Below are 17401 nucleotides of genomic sequence, written 5' to 3'. Positions count from 1 at the left end.
GAAAGATATGGATGAACCAGTTGAGATATGATATTACAAGGTATCTTTGTGCAGCAGCAGAAATTAGTCCGAGATTCCGCACTAAAGTATTCAAACAAATTATCGATAGTAGCGTACGATTCGTTGCTCCCTCATATGGTGTTGATGTTCCTCTCGTTGCTAGGCATTGTTTAAAAGGACAGATACGAGATTTTATCGTTGAAGCTGCGTTATCTGTCCTGTTGATTTGGTCACTAATTTCTTCACTTAATTCTTTTGGTGTTTTATTTGGAATATTTCAGTTTGTATTATCTTTGTTTACATACCCTTGGTTAATGGCAATCCTTCTAAGATGGTCTAATTTGTACATAGGTTACCAAATTGTTACGAAAGATTTAAAAAAAATACAAAATTCAGATTCCAATAAATCACTAATAGAATTGCAGTATGAAAAGCGAATTAATGAGTTGGAAAAACTACAGGATGGCAATGTTGTATATTACAGTGGCTACAATCCATTTGTAGGCTCGGGAATTCGTGTTGATGGTTGGTCATTTGTATGTAGTATTGAGAAAAAAGGAGAAGCACAGACTCAAGAAGATATTATTTCTTTATGTGATTTGTACGAATATGTTGATGGAAATATGAAATCCTTACAAATTCCAAAATTAACTGTTAAAGATATGCTTTATGTTAAGGGAAGTGAAGTACGGGGGGACATTCGTTTCCTTCCAGACGTACACCTTACTCCAATTTCGGTTGTGCCGGATTCATTACTTAATGAGTACAAAGAAAAGCAAGAGGAGAATGTACGATATTTTCAAACAGTACAAGTTGTTGGATGGCAAGGAAATGTTATTTTTTCTTCTTTTTTTAGAGTGAGTAAAAACGATAAACATTTATTCGTAGAGGCAAACTATTATGCGTTACCACCACTGAAATCTGAGTTCTATTTGATTGATGAACTTAATTCTCCAATTAAATTAGGAAGTATTTTGAAAATGGGGTTTTCTTCAATATTACCAGCTATTGTACTCTTACCTCTATCTCCTATTCGTGCTTATAAAAGTGGAATGGCATTCTTTGCTGGAGTTAAAGATAAGAAGGCTTTAATCAAGCAAGTAGATGAGAATCAAAAGTTTGATTATGGGGCTTCAGAAAGCATAAGAGAAATGGCGGCAAGCGATAGGTTACAGAATTTCTTTCAAAAGTCGGATTTAGATATGTATAGAAAACAAATTGAACGTTGTTTTACAGATAGTGTTATTGATTATTTAGAAGAACAGGGAGTGGACATTTCTGAATTTGTTCAACGTAAAGAATCGATCGTCAATCAAGGAATCACGATAAATGGTGGAGAGATTCACGGAGATGTAGTGTCAGTAGGAAGTCAAACAAACAAAATTATAAATCAAGCAAAAAATGTTCTTCAAAAAAGTTCAATTTAAAAGGAGAAATAAATGACTTCTATTTATAATAATGGAATAGTTATTAATGGTGGAAAGATCAATGGGAACGTAGTTTCCGTAGCTAAAATGAATGTTTATAAGGAGGAACAAGCTTTGGATAATGAAAGAGATATTGCGCAATATGAATATGATGTTGCACTATCCTTTGCTGGAGAAGATAGGGGCTACGTTGAAATTATTGCAAAGGAATTGGAATCAACAGGTATTAAAGTGTTCTATGATAAATTTGAAGAAGCTACTTTATGGGGGAAAGACCTACACCAGTACCTCGATTATTTGTTTGGTAAAGGTGCCGCTTTTTGTGTGATGTTTATCTCGGAAATGTACATAAAGAAATCATGGTGTAATCTGGAGCGAAATAGTGCTATACAGCGACAAAATGATGGTGGCGAATATATATTGCCGGTGTGCTTAGACCTGACAAGAATTGAGGGGATAACAGATAGATTTGGATATTTAGAAGCTAGAAATTACAGCCCTGTTCAACTGGTGGAAACAATTATCAATAAAATAAATACAAGAAAAGATGAGGAGAGGCCTCAATTTCAAAAAAAAATACAAAAAAAACCCGAAGGTCCGTTTTTTGTCTTTCACGCAAATAACCAACATCCGCGTTTTGGTAGAATATGGCATGAACTTTTAGGTGGGTCTTATAAACACACCTTTTTGAAGACAGAATTGAGCAAGGCGGCTATTAAGAGGCTTTTTAGAGCCAAAGAGAATAATGCTTTAAAAGATTTACTAGTAATAGGTCTATATTATAACGATGAAGTAGCCCCGTTGGATGGAGTTATTATAGAAATCACAGATTTTTTGGTAACTTCTGAAAAAGTGGAGTTTTCCTTTGAATTGGTTGAAAAAACTAATATTCCGAGTGGTTTAATCTTAAAATTGTTAGGAGACAGATATTCACATATTGTAAGAGAAGGCTATCACAAAAATCCTCCAATACCGCAATTTATTGTTTATTCAGACAAGAAGTTTGAAGAATTAATAAATGGTTGCATGAAAAATTTAGATGAATACAATATGATTTTGGAAAGAAATAAAATATTGAGTGCAAACTCTAATAATTACTGGAGATGAAATCTTAATTGATGAAATTTAAGTTTCAACTTGATTTAGGCAGGTATGTTACCATCTTTTGAATTATGATATATATGGTATATTATGGATTTGATCCGCTTTCACGTACCACATCCACTCTATAGATGTGTTAACCTCTTCCTTAATAAACAAAGGAGAGATTAACATGACAAGTACCAACAGCAAGGACCTTGCTTCGCAGTACGCACAACTAGTCCAACAGGAAGACGATTACGTCAACCAACTCATTACATGTAACAAACTCATCCAAGACGCTATGAACATCATCGCGAAGCAGGCAGGTGTGCTAGACATGGATACCGTGAAACAAGCAGCATATCACCTACATGCCATGGAACAGGATCTAAACCGAAAGTTATTTAAAGTCCGACTGGAGAAGAGCATCTTGGCAAATCAAATGGGCCAGTCTACATAAAACCACCTTAACCAAAGGACAGTGCAGGATCACACAAGATGATCTTGAACTGTCTTTTTGTCTTTCCATCCAAACGATTCCCGCTTCCAATTAAGCATTGACTTTCCCCACAAATCCCCCTACACTTCAATTATTAAAATACTTTTAAAAACTTTCATTGAATGGTTCGAAATGAACGGAAGGAGGCATATAACTAACGATGTTACCAACATCACACAACACTCAACAGGTGAAGCGCATCAACGTTGAACTTGTGAAGAATACGCTACGCTCCATGGGAGTGGGCACCAAGGCTTCCATTGCGAACCTGACCAAACTCAGCGTAGCGACATGCGGAACCATCCTTAATGAATTACTCCAAACTGGTGAGATTATCGATCTGGGTCCAGACGAATCGAGTGGGGGAAGACCGGCGAGTCGATATCAATTCAATGCGGACTACGCCAGCGTACTGTGTCTGATTATTCGAACAGAGGGCGGCATTCACTCGATCACACATACATATGCCAATCTGAACGGAGAGATGGCGGATGAACACACACTCATTTTGGATGAGATTAATGTCACGGTGGTAGAGGAACTGATTGCAAACCTGATCGAACAACACCACAATGTGCAGGCCATCGGAATTGGCATACCTGGGGTGGCGCACAACGGCGTGATTGGAATTTGCGATGTACCGGAGCTGATGTATCATCCGCTTGGGCCAAGGCTTAAGGAACAATATGAAGATGTGGAAGTAGTCATTGGCAACGACATGAACCTGACAGTTTACGGACTTTACAACCAGCAGCAATTTGAGGAAGAGAAGAACTTCGCGGTGGTGACGTTTCCGGAGAACCATTTTCCGGGTGCAGGCTTTATCATTGATGGTCGTCCGCTGACGGGGAATACGCAATTTGGGGGCGAGGTGTCCTTCTTACCTTTTGGAGTGTCACGGGAAGAGCAATTGCGCATGTTGAAAACGACAGAGGGTTTGCAGGAACTGGTGGTACAGACGCTGGTATCCATCATCGCGATCATTAACCCAGCTACGATTGTGGTTACAGGCGATACGATGGACCCGGCGATGCGGGATGGCCTGGCGCAAGGCTGTCTGGATCACCTGATCCCACAGGAGCATATGCCGGAGTTGATCATCCAAAGAGACACTCGGCGCGAATATGTGACTGGGCTGGTCGCAGTGACGCTGGAGAGCCTGACCTACCGCATTCAGGTGGTTGAGAAGCAGTGGTAAAGGGATATTGATCAGAAGGATGATCTCTCATCAGAACGGATAAGTTGTAGTAGACCTTTTATATAAAATGAACTATTTCATTAAACAGGTAACGGAGAGGACAGAAAAAACCTGAAAAAGCGAAGCGGTCGCCTTTATCACCGGATTTCCCCTTTGGAGAAGGGAATGAAAAAAATCTGGGGATAACAGCGATTGGAAGGTTATTCTGTCATCGGAGTGTCCAAGTTAATGACCCTTGTTTCAACTTATATAGACACAATGGAGGAACTTATTTTGAATCAGCAAGCAGGTACACAAGGCAACAAACGAAAGTTCAACAAGCTGTACGCCATGCAACTTGCAACGATCTTTCTGGGATTTATCGTATTTGGCATATCGGAAAATATTAAGGGGCCGGCTATTCCGCGCATTCAATTCGACTTTAATCTGGATGAGAAGCAGCTCGGAACGTTACTATCCCTGAATGCACTGGGGTACCTAATCGCCTGCTCCTTCACGGCTATTCTGGTTCGCAAATGGGGTATCAAGGCGGTTAGCATCATATCGTTTGCATCGATGATCTTATCGGGTGTGTTCATTTACATGTCTCATAACTATCCTCTCTTTGCTTCATCATACTTCTTCATGTACATCGGTAACGGCATGTTGGAGATTGCCCTGGCGATTCTGGGTGCAAGGATTTTTGTAAGAAACACAGGTACGATGATGAACCTGTCCCATTTTTTCTATGGGTTGAGTTCAACGGTGGCGCCTTTGCTGGCGACAGGTGTGATGTCCTTGAGCGTGTTCGGACACGTACTGGACTGGCGCGGCATGTATTTGGTGATGTTGTCGCTCTGTCTGCTGCCGATTATTGCGGCACTGCGCAGCAAGTTTCCGGGGGATGATCTTCCTCATGAAGATCGGACTTCACTCAGGACGTTAACACGTGATCCAGCCATCTGGCTGATGGTGCTCATTCTTTCTTTTGGCGTGGTATCGGAACTGGCGGTTGGGGGTTGGCTCGTTAACTTTCTGGAGAAAGCCTACACGTGGGACACCGTGAAAGCTTCGGGGCTACTGTCAGCATTCTTCCTCACGTTCTCGCTTGGACGTTTGCTGCTGGGTCCTCTAACAGACCGGATCGGATTTGTACTGTCGCTGATAATCTTCTCTGCGTTCTCGGCCATTTGTACGTTTATTGCGCTTGCCGGAGGAGAGGGTCTCGCCATCTTTTTTGCCATCTCGGGTGCGGGTATAGCGATGATCTATCCAACCGTTATGGCGTTTATCGCACGCAGATATCCAAACGGCAGTGACACGGCGATTACGTTCACAGTTACCCTGATGGGGGTCGGCAGTGTCATCGGTAACTATGTGATTGGCTGGGTCATTGAAGGTGTGAAGAATATATACGGTTCAACGACTCAGTTGGGACTGCTGCGCGGGCTTCAGGCGGGATATGGATTCATTGGATTATGTGCGGTGATCTGTGCGGCATCTGGTGTAGTGTTGTATGTGTATTTGAGAAAAAAGCAGGAACTGATTTAGAAATCAATTGCAAAGATAAAAGCCCCATTGATCGCCATGATCGGTGGGGCTTTGCATATGAATATACGAGTAGATTAGTACGGTATATCATCTATCAATAGCATTTTACCAAATCATAACCACAGGCCATGTAGAGTAAAAGAAGTTTTTCATCATATACAAGCTACTCTACTATACAGTCCGCATTCCCTCAGCAAGCCTATGACTCGCTTTGAGCCGTTCTTCTTTTCCAACGTTTCAAAAGCACATACAATCCAAAAGCACCTAAGAAAACAACCGCTGCCGGAACGATATAAGGTTTAACTATCTCGTCCACGTGCTCCCATTGAGAGCCTAGTTTAAATCCTAAGTAAATGTACAATGAGGTGATCGGAAGCATGGCCAAGAATGTAAAGATACTGAATTTAAACACATTCATCTTCGCCATACCGCATGGGATGGAGATCACGGTCCGAATGCCGGGTACAAAACGTCCAATGAAAGCTACCCCGCTGCCATATTTCTCGAAGAACTTATCGGAAGCGTCCAGATGGTGGGGGCGAATCAAGAAATACTTGCCGAATTTTTCGACCATCGGCCTGCCGCCGTATCGTCCCAGGGCATACAATGTCAGAGGTCCAAACGTTCCGCCTACGGTACCCGCCAGAATCGCCAGCCAAAGCTTCATATCTCCAAGATACACCCAATATCCCGCCATGGGCAGTACAAGTTCAGCAGGTACGAATTCAAACGACAAGGCAATAACGAGACCTGTGTATGACAAATCTTTAAAAAAGAGTATAAATTGCGTGATCCATTCTGTCATGCTTTCCCTCCATGAATCTATCTTTTTTATATATAAAAGAAACACTCCTGTACAAAGAGTAACAATAGCGAATAGAGCTTGTCAAAGTTCACATGAAAGGCCATTTCAGGACACACTGTGGCAATATGTTTACCCGTACATAAGGCATGGATTCATTGACACTTAATACAGAAGTGGATACCAGACAATGATATAATCATATGAAAACGCTTCCGATTATAGCGTGTTAAAACTATCACTAGCTTCTTCACCATCCTGTACATAAAGAGAAGGAGATCAGAACATGACCAAAACTTCGATTATCGACCAGATCCATATTATGGTTGAATACAATGTATCCTTTTATTGTTTCATGTATATCATATAGATATACAAACTTTAGGGAGGTGAGGTATAATTGGAGCATCAATCAAACGAAAGGCGTGGGATTGCCATGACTACAGCCACACTTAGCAAATGGGGAAATAGCAGTGCAATTCGCATTCCTAACCAATTGCTTAAGCGTCTTAATCTGGAAGAAGGCTCGGAAATCGAGATTTTGGTGACAGAAGATAATGAATTGTTGTTGCGTCCAAAAACCAAGCCTGTAGAGTCCAATGAGGAACTACGTAACCATCTAAAGACTCTGCTCTCTAAAGTGAAACAGGATACAAGACATGAAGAAATAGACTTTGGCACTGAAGGGAACGAGTTACTTTGATTATTCCCAAGCGAGGCGATCTGATATGGCTTGACTTTGATCCTCAAGCGGGTCACGAGCAAGCCGGGAGACGACCGGCTATTGTTCTATCGGAACTTGAATTCAATGAAATAACGGGTTTTGCCGTTGTATGTCCCATAACGAGCCAAGCCAAGGATTATCCTTTTGAAGTTACACTACCAGAAGAGCTGCCATTTTCAGGTGTTGTTTTGACGGATCAGTTGAAGAGTCTTGATGTGCGGCAACGACGTATCCAAATTGCGGGGCATGCCGAACCAACCTCTGAATTTATGAAATCAGTTCTACGCAATGTCCGTTCTATATTGGCATAATTGAAAATTAGTAGCTGATCATATTCCTAAATCCACGTCTAACTAAAAGACGTGGATTTTTTCTTTCATATCTAAATAGCTTCGTCCATCCTTGACGCTTCGAATAAGAGCTTCCGAAAGGCACTTATAAGTTGATAACAAAGTTTTTTAATCCTCTGAAAATGCTTCCAATTATAGTATGATAAGACTATCACTAGCTTCTTCACCATCCTATACATACAGAGAAGGAGATCCGAACATGACCGTAACTTCGATTATCGACCAGATCCATATTATTGAATACGATCCCTCTTACGCTGCCGCACTCGCGGATATGTGGAACCGTAGTAATGAGAGCTGGGGAGGCGGCACCAACCTTAGAACAGAGGAAACGGTTCGCCGCGAGATGGAGAGTTCGTCCAATCTTCATGCATTTCTAGCCGTTCATGAGAAAGAGGTTGTTGGCTTCTGCAGTTTTGCTCATTACCGCTATGATGAGAGAGCGTTATATGTACCGTTGCTTAACGTACGCCCCGACTATCACGGGTATAAGGTCGGACGCAACCTGATCCTGAATGCTGTGCGCAAGACCGTAGAGGCCGGATGGCCCCGTCTGGATCTGTTCACATGGGCAGGCAATACGAAGGCTGTACCGATGTACAAGAAGTGCGGATTCTTCTGGGAGAAAAAAGATGAGAATGTGCATCTGATGAATTTCATCCCCACCATCTTGCAGACCGAAGCACTCGCTCCTTATTTTGAGGAGTTGGATTGGTATGCAGACAGCACGCGTGAACTCGTTATCGAGCCGGATGGCCGACGGGAGCGTGGTTTTGATTTCTTTGACTATACGTGGAAAAAGGGAGAGGTCTCCCTGCGGGCTGAGTTTGAAAAGTCGGGTCGCGGGCTGACTGCCCTCGAAACACCGGATTACGAAATCGCTACAGAGGTCGATGATCATGATCTGGTTTTCGGTTCCAGCTATAAGGTTCGCTATCGCATCAAAAACACTTCTGCGTCTGAACTGGCGGTTGAAATCAAGGGTCAGGATAACAAAAACATTCGATTTGCGTTAGACGTTGCACGAGCAGTTGCACCGGGAGAAACCATTACCGTGGAAGGTGAGTTTCACCTTGATCCGATCACAGAGGAACAGAATAACAATAAGACCCATCCCGTTGTTGCCAGCACATGGTTGATCGGTGGTAAGAAAGCGGAGTTCAGGTTAGGTATTGCCCCGAAATTCCCGGCCAAGATCAAGACCGTTTTGCCCGTGAAAGAGCTCTATCCAGGCATCCCGTCGGAGTTGATTCTCAATGTGGAAAATAATGTCGATGCCGAAACGGAGTTCAGCTTGAACCTGCCTGAGGATGAATTCCTTGAATGGGCGGAGCGTTCGATACGCTTTACGGTCCCTGCCAAAGGCAAAGTGTCTGTGCCAGTACCCTTCACTTTGCGTTCATATGGTCTATATTTCCAAGAAGTAGAAGTGACGGCTGTCCCCGTGGGGAACCATGCGATCTCTTTTACAAGCAAAATTTCTGTCCTGATGAAGGGGATCGAGGGCAAATATGGCGGGCAAATAGAGGATCAATGGGTGGCCGTCAATGGCGCATTCTCGCTCCATATGAACAAGCATGATAACGTCATGTGGATTGAATACCCGGGCTCCCGTCATTCATTCTGGTGGACTTATCCGAAGCTGGGTAAGCCGTTTGCCGAAGAGTTATCCAAGAAACAAGCCAAAGAAGTGAATATTTATCCCGAAGGGGAGCGTCAGGTTCTTGAAGCATGGTATGACTCGGAGGACTTCCCGGGCTTGCAGATTAAGTCCGTGGTCAAGCTGTCTGCGAATGGAATCGCCGAATTCTACCACGAGGTTGAAAATACACGAGATACCGCCTGGGAAGAGGAACTGTATCTAATGAATAACTTCGGGTTCTATGGTAACAGGTTGATCCTTCCTTATCAGGGGCGCTTCGTGGACATGGGCGATGATTATGCGGGTGATCCGAACCATTGGAATAGCTCACAGATTACGGAGAACTGGCTGTTCTGCAAAGAAGAGTATGGGGCGTGTGGCATCTATTGGGACCCTTCCCTGAAGCTGCTTCGTCCGGAATACACGCTGGGGTTGCAGCATGAACTGGGACGTTTGGAGGCAGGGGCTGTAGCACGAACCAGAGAAACGGTGTTTGCTCTGAACACGTTCGCCAAATGGCATGATTTCCGTGCGTTTGCCCGGAAACAGCGTAACCCGGTCATTCCTTTGCTGGACAGTCATCTGGATCTGACACTGAGTGAGGGGAATCCATTTGCCCCGGATGTGCTGCAAGCAACCTTGACTGAACATAAACTGGTTCCGCTTGCGGGCAAGCTGGAGCTGTATGTGCAGCAGGGTAGCGAAACGGAGGTTATGGCAAAAGCGAAGGAATTCAATTCGGAGCAGAACCTAAACTCCGCCAAGCTGACATTTTCACCAGACGAAGTGGACCGCCACCAGCACGTGAGTGGTTGGAAAGTTCGTGGGCTGTACCGCGGCGAAGATCGGATTCAGGAGCGAACGGCTCTTTGGTTCCCGCAGAGCGGAACAGAGGTGAAGCAGAAGATTGAAGAAGGTTCTTCGGGACCTGTATACACGGTAGACAATGGCGTATTGTCGATCACCGTTGCTCCAGAATTCGGCAGTGTAGTACACTCACTGAAAGTTGCAGGCGAAGAATGGCTGGACAGCTCTTACCCTGAACCGGCTCCACGCTCGTGGTGGAATCCGTGGTACGGCGGGTTGGGAGTGGGAGTTCCGGGCATGAATGGTTTCAGCCGCCAGTTAGAACAGAGAGTCGCTTCCTGGACAGAGCAGAAGGATCAATACGGCAACGTCTGGAAGGGTATTAAGCTGACTACCCGGATTGAGAAGCATGAAGCGAATCGGGGAATCACGATCCAACAGCATTATCTGATGCTGCCGGGTGTTCCCGTGCTCTGCACGCTGCTTTCTGTGACAAACGAAAGTGGCCTGACGCTGACGGATTACTCGCTTGCGGAGGAACGTTTCCTCCAGCCTTCGTCTGTATTTGCGGAAGGTTGGATAGAGCAACCGGGTAAAGATCGATTCCCTCTAGGAAAGGTGGATGTGGGTCTGCCACTAGAAGACCTTTTGCGAGTAGGATCGGTTTCGCGCGAGAACATGCTGCATGCGGTCCATCGTTACCCGAATCAGAGTGCATGGGCTTTTGCTAATAATCAGGTGACGGGTCTGAACGTGAATCATCATCTGACAATCTATCAGGGGGAGACGGTCTGGACGGAGCCGACCTATCTTGTCCTGGGACCAATCCCGCTGAGTTCAGCGGATGTGCATGACCTTCTGAAACTGAATTTTGCAACTTCTACCGATGAAAAGGAGGCTTCACATGTCGATCATTGATATTCACATTCATCTGTCGGACATCGACAGCTTTCACCGAACAGCGATCGATCTGTCCAAAGTGGATTACTCAGCCGCAGGTCTTAAAGCGGAATTCGATAAAAACGACGTCATTATGGGGATCGGGATGGGGGTTACGGAGCAGACGAAGGGAGCGTTCCCGGATTCCAGTTCCCCCAACCCGATGGGGCTTGATTTGGAGGAAAAGGTTCCGTCATTTCTCATGGAATGCGTGGGTATTAATCCTAATGCGTTGGATGGAAAAAATGCTCAGGACGAGCTTGACCGGATTGAAGCTAGACTGCAATCCCCTGAGGTAGCCGGAATCAAACTCTATGCCGGATACTATCATCACTATGTGTATGACAAAATCTATACCCCGGTCTATGAACTCGCAGCCAAGTATAACTTGCCAGTTGTCATTCATACGGGAGACACGTACTCCATGAACGGGTTGCTCAAGTATTCGCATCCACTGACGGTGGATGAATTGGCCTTTCAGCAGCGCGGTGTGAACTTCATGATCTGTCATCTGGGTGATCCCTGGGTGATGGATGCAGCTGAAGTGGTGGCGAAGAATCCTAATGTGTATGCGGATCTGTCTGGTCTTGTGGTGGGGGATCGGCCTCATTTTGAACGCTTCATGAACGAGCCTTTGTTCATGGATCATTTCCGCCGGGCCTTGGTCTATTCGGATCATTACGAGAAAATGCTGTTTGGCACGGACTGGCCGCTTGCCCCTATCGACCTGTATGCCGAATTTGTCCGTCGACTTGTACCGGAGCAGCATCATGATAAGGTGTTCTACGAGAATGCTTTTGGGCTGTTTCCGCGTATTGGACAGCGGATTGCCGATCTGGTGTAGAACGTAAATAATGAAACTTTAATATTTGAGGGAATATCATCCGTGTAGGTCATTCAAGAAAGCATGCGATGTTCACGCTGAATTCCTGCCGTATAAGCTCCTGCCACCTTGCTGGCAGGAGCTTTTTGGGTTCAGGATGACAGTGAATTCATCTTACGTCTAATCTGAAATGAAGTGATCAGGAGAACAAAGGTTCAGTCACCATTTTCATATACTTTTTTAAGTCGTTTTTGGCTTGGGGGGAGTGTTGCCAAACTCCAAGGTTCCAACTCATATAACGAATTCCAAGATATCGGGATGCCGAGGAGAAGTACTTTTCAAATTGATTTTGTGGAATATCGTATCCTTGAGAACTAAGAGCCTCACGATAGATCTCAACTTGTCTCATATGTGCACAGCGCAGAGGGATATCGAAGAACAGGGAGCCATACCTTGCTTCCTCCCAATCAATAAAATAAACGTCCTCATTGTTGTGTACCAATACATTGCCGGGATTCAGATCATTATGAATCAGCGTATGCGTATGTTCGTCCTCGATAAGAGTTTCAAGATCATTTACGATGCTACTTGCTACAGCTTCAATCTCTCCAATGAGCGTTGATCCAAATTCCTCAATGAATGGTGGACTTTCTATGGCGTTTTTCCAAGAAGGTCTCCAACGAGTTTCTATCATATCAACGATATGAGATCGATCCACATTAGATATCCAGGGCAATTCTTTTTTTGCCCCCATATTCGTTCCGTGTATGTAAGCCAATGCTCGTAATTCTTTATTCTGAAGCAGATTTATATCCAAATGACTATAATCGGTTTGGTAGTCCACATCCTGGATACAGATCAGGCTGCGATCCTTGTTATGAGGTTCATTTGTTAGACTATAAGGTACATTTGCTCCTTGTAAAAATAATCTGGACAAGGCAGAGCGTTCAATAAACGTGGCCTTCTTGGTCACGAGAGAAATATCCCTGTTTACTCCATTTACAAGTAATTCAATATAATGTCGAAGCAATTCAACGGCTTGAAATCCCGTACCGACAGGGTTACTTTTGATACTTCGAATGTGAACATCCGAGGATACATATTGATGAATGGTTTGTTTTATTAGTTGTTGTAATGTGGTAGACTCCATACTCATCTGTTATCTCCTTTTTGGCTGTATTTGTTTTTACGAATAAAGAGAACTATAATGGTGGATGCACAAAATTTCAGACTTCTTTGGAGGAACATACGTAATGAGATCTTTTCAGTTTTATAATCCGACCCGGCTGATTTTTGGCAAAGGGCAACTTCAAGCACTACAAACCGAAGTTCCAAAATACGGAAATCGTATTTTGCTTGTATATGGTGGTGGAAGCATCAAGCGCAGCGGCCTGTACGATCAGGTGATCAGCCAGTTGAATGAGATTGGAGCAGAGGTGACGGAACTCGCTGGTGTAGAACCGAACCCTCGTCTGTCTACTGTTCATAAAGGTGTAGAGTTATGCAGAACACATAATATTGATCTCGTTCTTGCGGTTGGCGGCGGCAGTGTACTTGACTGTGGTAAAGCCATCGCAGTAGGGGCCAAATACGATGGAGACATGTGGGATGTTGTTGTGCGCGAAGCAACTCCGCAAGGCGGACTTCCACTGGGTACAATTCTGACAATGGCAGCGACAGGTTCCGAGATGAATAACGGTTCAGTGATCACGAATCAGGATACGCAGGAGAAATGGGCATGGTTCAGCGAGTATTCATTCCCAGCGTTCTCCATTCTTGATCCGGAGTTCACATACACCGTACCTTTGGATCAGACGGTATACGGCATGGTGGACATGATGTCGCATGTGTTTGAACATTATTTCCATCTGGATACGAATACACCGGTTCAGCTTGGATTCTGTGAGACGATTCTTCGTACGGTCATCGATACCGCTCCTCGCCTGATCAAAGATCCGGAAAACTATGAACTGCGCGAAACCATCCTTTACTGCGGAACAATGGCGCTTAATGATGTTCTGAATATGGGGCTTGCTGGAGACTGGGCATCTCACAATATTGAACATGCTGTGTCGGCCGTGTATGACATTCCTCATGGGGGTGGCCTTGCCATTCTGTTCCCACACTGGATGAAGCATAATCTGGATGTGGATGTAGATCGATTCAAACGTTTGGCTGTTAATGTATTTGATATCAATCCTACTGGAAAGTCGGACAAACAAGTTGCTGAAGAAGGCATTGAAGCGCTGCGCAAATTCTGGACTTCGATTGGTGCCCCTAGCCGTTTGGCGGACTATGACATCGACGACAGTCAGATTGATGTGATGGCTGATAAAGCGATGCGCTTTGGTCCGTTCGGATTCTTCAAAAACTTGCAGCGTGAAGATGTAGTACAAATTTATCAAGCTGCACTGTAATTGGAGATTCACTTATATAGTGAATGTAATAAACAAGGACCTTCCTGTACGACTGAGGAAAGTCCTTGTTTTTATTTTAACATCATCTATTGTACCTTCAACGGTATATTCCAGATTCATATCTTGCGAGCACTTTAAGATTGTTCAACCGCTTCATCATTGCCACCAGTATACATCCGTTTCAGATACAACTTGCTTGGACGGTGCAAGAGCACGATGAGCAGGGCGAAGAGATGAATCAGGATAAACAGGTTACTTTCATTGGGAATAGCAACAAGTAGCGCCAAACTTAGAAATGTGACGGTGAGCTTGAACTTTCTCTTGGTAATGAATATAACGGCGAGCAAGCTTGGTCCAATCATAAACAACATTCTGCCTACGATTACGCCAGAGGCGTAAGCCAGATCATCTCCTTTGCGTGAGAAAGCAAGATAAGCCTCCATGTTCTGGTTAAAATCGATGAGGAACACAATAAAGGACACAATCACGTAGATCAATTTTACACTCAATAAAATGCGCACGACATTTAAAAGTGTGGGTAAAGCTGTTTTTACCATACCACTTCTCCTCTTCTACTTCGAACCTATAACCTCAGATTCTCCTGGTTGTCATCTCGCGAAGGACCTTCCTGCTTAAGATACACCTTGCTGGGCTTGTGGAGCAACAGACAGAGCAACATGAAGATGTGAAACAAGACAAGGAAATTCTGAAAGAACACAATGTCAAACAATAGAGCCAGGCTCATAAACGTTATGGTTAGCTTATAGCTTCGTCTTGAAATCCATACGATGATCAGAATCGGGGACGATATGTATACAGCATTAATCGATGTTGATGTCATATTTTGTATTAACCCAAAGTCTATATTTTCCAATCGTCAACACCGATCTTGAACCTACAGTTATCCGCTTCCAAAGAATAAGGAAAATATTTTTGAAAGCGTTTTCTGTACTGGACGTTTATTTAATAACAACCGATATAAAGTTATCCCATATTATATGGGTCCCAACAAGAATGAGGATGGATGGTGAATGTATTCATGTTATTTGCAAAAGCGAGGCAACGCTTGACCAACATGTCTTTTCGGTTCAAATTGCCGATGATGATCAGTATTCTGGTCTGCATCGTACTGGCCGTGACGGCTGTGCTGTGTTACAAAGTGGCAGAAGAGATCACACTGGACAAAAGCAAGGATGAGATCCAGTCAACTTCTGACCGGATTGGAGCAGGTTTATTTACTTCACTAAGTCTGGAGGAGCAGTCCGCGTTTCTAATTACAACACATCGGACCTTCCAAGATTTGCTGGAGATTCGAGATACAGCAGGACAGAGTGATGATGCGTTTTTTTCGGAAAATAGCGAACTGGTGAACAAGGCCAATGGCATATTGGCAGACAGCCTGACAGGAATGGAGGGCAGTAGCGTTATCATTCTCCTGGATCGTGAAGGCGTTGTGGTTGCAGCAAACAATCCCGAAGTGGTCGGTGGGGAACGTGCCACACGCACGTATTTTCAGCAGGCACTTCAAGGGCACAACTATGTCAGCGAAGGTGTAATCTCTGAATCTCTGGGAACGCTGGGGACCGTCTTTGCGATGCCGATCTACGGTGATAACAAAGAAGTGAAAGGCGTGCTTGCGACGACTGCCTCGACTTCATTTTTCGTCAACCAGTTACAGAACGTCAAGATCAACGAAGAGGGAAAAGTTATTATTCTGGATCGTTTAGGCCTGGTTATTTTTAATTCAGCAGATGAGAAAATGATTGGTCAGAAGATGGATTCCTCTGAGTATCAGTCGCTGATTGATCTGCCTGCCAATGAGCAGTTGCAACAAGGGGAGGCGAGCACGGAGGAAAAAGTGGTTTTCTACTCCAAAATTCCGAAATCCGATTGGACTGTCATTGTGGAGGATACGTATGAAGATGTGAAAAGGCCGCTGACAGGGATGGCGAATCAAATGTACATTGTTCTGTTCAGCGCTATTGCGGTGTCGGTCATCGCAGGTATCCTAATCTCGCAACTGGTAACTAGACCGATTAGCCGAATCACACTGTTGTTCAAACAGTTGGCTGGAGGAGATCTTACTGTACAGGCACAAGGGAAGTATAGTGGGGAATTTAAAGTATTGGCAGACAGCTTCAATACCATGGCCGAGGGGAACAAACAACTGATCTCCAGCATGAACCATTCCATCGGCATCCTGAAAACAAGTACATCCGAGCTGGAAAAGTCCACTCAGCAAACCTCGACCACTATTGCCGAAACAACGACAACAGCATTTGAGATTTCACGAGCTATGGAGTCCCAGGCGAACGATACCGAATCCATTGTTGATAAATTCATGAATGTCGGTAACAAGATTGAGAACGTGAATGAGATGTCGCAGTCCGTTATGCTCAAGGCAGATGAAATTACAGATGCATTCAAAAATAATCATGAAGTTATTGATGCGCTCATTGCGGTGAACGGGCAGAACGAGATCGAAGTTGGCAACATCTCCAAAATTACAGTGCAACTCGCTGAAAGCTCCTCGGGCATTCACCAGATTACAGGTACCATTGCCGAAATTGCGAATCAGACGAAATTACTTGCGTTGAATGCTTCCATTGAGGCTGCAAGAGCGGGTGAGCAAGGGCGCGGCTTCGCCGTGGTTGCTTCCGAGATTCGCAAGCTGGCAGAGCAGACGACAGCGCAATCGGAGGATATCAACCGAATTGTCATGCAGACAATTAATCACGTGGAGCAGAATAACAGAAGTGTTCAGGCTATTGAGGATATTGCGGAACAGCATAAGAGCAGTGTGAGCCAGACCAAGGAGACATTCAATTTTGTCACCGAGAATATGAATGAGATGATGAGCCAGGTTCAGGCCATTGCCACTGAGATCCAATCCATTGAACGTGATAAGGATGACGTCATTGGAGCTGCACAGAATCTGTCCGCTTCCGGTGAAGAAGTATCCGCGTCTGTGGAAGAAGTCACAGCGACGATGCAGGAGCAGTCCGGTATGACAGAACATTTGGCGGATATGGTGCAGAGAATTGATGGGCTGACCAAACAACTTGCCGAGGAATCATCCCGATTCAAAATAAAGTAGGAATACGAAAGAAACCCGTTTCTCAAAAGAGAACCGGGCTTTTCCGACAATGTGAGCATCTGT

General features: G+C 44.3%; 14 protein-coding genes. 11 read left to right on the top strand and 3 right to left on the bottom strand.

Annotated elements, in window-relative coordinates; all coding sequences use genetic code 11:
• Positions 1–11: 11 nt before the first annotated feature.
• The 5 genes from NKT06_RS23600 (at position 12) to NKT06_RS23580 (ending at position 5737) form a co-directional block, all read left to right on the top strand.
• On the top strand, positions 12–1427 hold the full coding sequence (locus tag NKT06_RS23600; RefSeq protein WP_253439823.1) for a hypothetical protein: 1416 nt from the start codon (positions 12–14) through the stop codon (positions 1425–1427).
• Positions 1428–1439: 12 nt separating this feature from the next.
• A complete protein-coding gene (locus NKT06_RS23595; RefSeq protein WP_253439820.1) occupies positions 1440–2534 on the top strand; it encodes a TIR domain-containing protein in 1095 nt (364 codons plus the stop codon).
• A 166-nt stretch (positions 2535–2700) separates the two neighbouring features.
• Positions 2701–2970 carry a hypothetical protein gene (locus tag NKT06_RS23590; RefSeq protein ID WP_253439817.1) on the top strand — a complete coding sequence of 90 codons (270 nt, stop codon included), beginning with the start codon at positions 2701–2703 and terminating at the stop codon, positions 2968–2970.
• Between the two features lie 199 nt (positions 2971–3169).
• Positions 3170–4207: an ROK family protein gene (locus NKT06_RS23585; RefSeq protein ID WP_253439814.1), complete on the top strand. Its 1038-nt coding sequence runs from the start codon at positions 3170–3172 to the stop codon at positions 4205–4207.
• A 330-nt stretch (positions 4208–4537) separates the two neighbouring features.
• A complete protein-coding gene (locus NKT06_RS23580; protein WP_253442734.1) occupies positions 4538–5737 on the top strand; it encodes an MFS transporter in 1200 nt (399 codons plus the stop codon).
• A 199-nt stretch (positions 5738–5936) separates the two neighbouring features.
• Here the strand turns inward: NKT06_RS23580 and NKT06_RS23575 are convergent, their stop codons facing one another.
• Positions 5937–6542, bottom strand: coding sequence for a DedA family protein (locus NKT06_RS23575; protein ID WP_253439811.1), 606 nt, complete (start codon positions 6540–6542; stop codon positions 5937–5939).
• 397 nt (positions 6543–6939) lie between these two features.
• On the opposite strand from NKT06_RS23575, the gene NKT06_RS23570 reads away from it, so the two are divergent.
• The 4 genes from NKT06_RS23570 to NKT06_RS23555 all read left to right on the top strand — a co-directional run bounded on the left by NKT06_RS23570 (position 6940) and on the right by NKT06_RS23555 (position 11845).
• Entirely contained in the window at positions 6940–7242 is a 303-nt protein-coding gene (locus tag NKT06_RS23570; RefSeq protein ID WP_017687001.1) for an AbrB/MazE/SpoVT family DNA-binding domain-containing protein, read from the top strand.
• Positions 7239–7574, top strand: coding sequence for a type II toxin-antitoxin system PemK/MazF family toxin (locus NKT06_RS23565; RefSeq protein ID WP_017687002.1), 336 nt, complete (start codon positions 7239–7241; stop codon positions 7572–7574). Before NKT06_RS23570 ends, NKT06_RS23565 begins: the two co-directional genes overlap by 4 nt.
• 238 nt (positions 7575–7812) lie before the next feature.
• A complete protein-coding gene (locus tag NKT06_RS23560; RefSeq protein ID WP_253439808.1) occupies positions 7813–10980 on the top strand; it encodes a GNAT family N-acetyltransferase in 3168 nt (1055 codons plus the stop codon).
• The gene (locus tag NKT06_RS23555; RefSeq protein ID WP_253439806.1) at positions 10967–11845 is read left to right on the top strand and encodes an amidohydrolase family protein; all 879 of its coding nucleotides are present in this window, start codon (positions 10967–10969) and stop codon (positions 11843–11845) included. Before NKT06_RS23560 ends, NKT06_RS23555 begins: the two co-directional genes overlap by 14 nt.
• Before the next feature lie 178 nt (positions 11846–12023).
• Here the strand turns inward: NKT06_RS23555 and NKT06_RS23550 are convergent, their stop codons facing one another.
• Complete coding sequence (locus NKT06_RS23550; protein WP_253439803.1) at positions 12024–12980, bottom strand: phosphotransferase family protein; 957 nt, start codon at positions 12978–12980, stop codon at positions 12024–12026.
• A 97-nt stretch (positions 12981–13077) separates the two neighbouring features.
• On the opposite strand from NKT06_RS23550, the gene NKT06_RS23545 reads away from it, so the two are divergent.
• Positions 13078–14241, top strand: a complete 1164-nt coding sequence (locus tag NKT06_RS23545; protein ID WP_253439800.1) for an iron-containing alcohol dehydrogenase — start codon at positions 13078–13080, stop codon at positions 14239–14241.
• Positions 14242–14375: 134 nt separating this feature from the next.
• Here the strand turns inward: NKT06_RS23545 and NKT06_RS23540 are convergent, their stop codons facing one another.
• A complete protein-coding gene (locus tag NKT06_RS23540; RefSeq protein WP_253439797.1) occupies positions 14376–14798 on the bottom strand; it encodes a hypothetical protein in 423 nt (140 codons plus the stop codon).
• A 482-nt stretch (positions 14799–15280) separates the two neighbouring features.
• On the opposite strand from NKT06_RS23540, the gene NKT06_RS23535 reads away from it, so the two are divergent.
• A complete protein-coding gene (locus NKT06_RS23535; RefSeq protein WP_253439794.1) occupies positions 15281–17338 on the top strand; it encodes a methyl-accepting chemotaxis protein in 2058 nt (685 codons plus the stop codon).
• The last annotated feature ends 63 nt before the right edge of the window (positions 17339–17401 follow it).

The organism is Paenibacillus sp. 1781tsa1 (assembly GCF_024159265.1).
Classification (GTDB): Bacteria; Bacillota; Bacilli; order Paenibacillales; family Paenibacillaceae; genus Paenibacillus.
The sequence above is the reverse complement of the archived record's forward strand: the minus strand, read 5'-3'. Positions and strand labels throughout refer to the sequence as shown.